Raw genomic sequence first — 508 nt, forward strand, 5'->3', positions numbered from 1 at the left:
AATACGTTTAGAGTCGTCTAATTTCGGCTCTGGACCAAACTCAATTTGTTGATCGCTGTATTGCGTCAAGACTTGTGCGTAAGACGCAATCAAGTAAGCACGGAACGCATCTACAAACTCTAGCACGTCTTCACGTTTTGCCCCTTTCAAGTTAGGGCCAAGCAGTTTCAGTGCTGCATAACGGTCGTTGACGTAAGGCATCAGCTCTTGCTCAACAATCACCTTTAATAGATTAGGATCTTGTTTGATTTTTGGCTGTTCTGCTTTTAGTCGAGCAAATGTCACTTCAGCCACTTGCTTCATCATTTGATATGGCTGAGTTTTATCCACTTCTGCCGCGCCAACCCCAAAAGCGGTAAGCACCACTGAAAATGAAAGTAATAGTCTAGCTAACATAGTTATTCCTTACTTGAACCGTCTGAACCACCAACGCTGTAAAGTACCTGACCAATTAAGTCTTCAAGCACTAACGCAGATTTAGTGTCTTCGATGGTATCTCCGTCTACCA

At 43.3% G+C, this 508-nt stretch carries 1 protein-coding gene and 1 pseudogene; both read right to left on the bottom strand.

The window, feature by feature from the left end; genetic code table 11:
• The coding region (locus R7E78_RS30870) for an ABC transporter substrate-binding protein (RefSeq protein WP_318059235.1) at nucleotides 1-396 on the bottom strand (396 nt) is incomplete at its 3' end.
• Nucleotides 397-398: 2 nt separating this feature from the next.
• Nucleotides 399-508 (bottom strand): annotated as a pseudogene (locus R7E78_RS30875) (outer membrane lipid asymmetry maintenance protein MlaD); the annotation flags it as partial.

It is taken from the genome of Vibrio sp. YT-19(2023), assembly GCF_033337395.1.